This window comes from Nocardioides malaquae (assembly GCF_015070385.1).
GTDB lineage: Bacteria > Actinomycetota > Actinomycetes > Propionibacteriales > Nocardioidaceae > Nocardioides > Nocardioides malaquae.
In genome coordinates this window covers 1-233 of record NZ_JADCSA010001289.1, presented here as the reverse complement: position 1 = coordinate 233, position 233 = coordinate 1, and the positions used below count along the sequence as shown (strand labels likewise).

The window sequence follows — 233 nt, the reverse complement described above, 5'->3', positions numbered from 1 at the left end:
CGGTGGCTTGGGCGCGCATGTCCTGACCATGGCGTCGGACGAAGGACTGATCGACGGCGGGCTGAAGCTGCGCACGATGCGCTTGCCCGACATCTTCCAGGATCAGGACAAGCCCGAGGTGCAATATGCGCAGGCCGGGCACGACGCCGACGCGATCGTGGAGACGGTGCTGAAGGCGCTGCGTCACAACAGCAGCCACGTGACCGAAGGCGCGCGGGCGTGATCCGTGGCTG

At 67.0% G+C, this 233-nt stretch carries 1 protein-coding gene; it reads left to right on the top strand.

All coding sequences use genetic code 11. The annotated features are described in order from the left end of the window. Positions 1–223, top strand: a 223-nt coding sequence (locus IEQ44_RS16590; protein ID WP_227487728.1) for a hypothetical protein, incomplete at its 5' end; no start/stop codon positions are given. Positions 224–233: the final 10 nt, after the last annotated feature.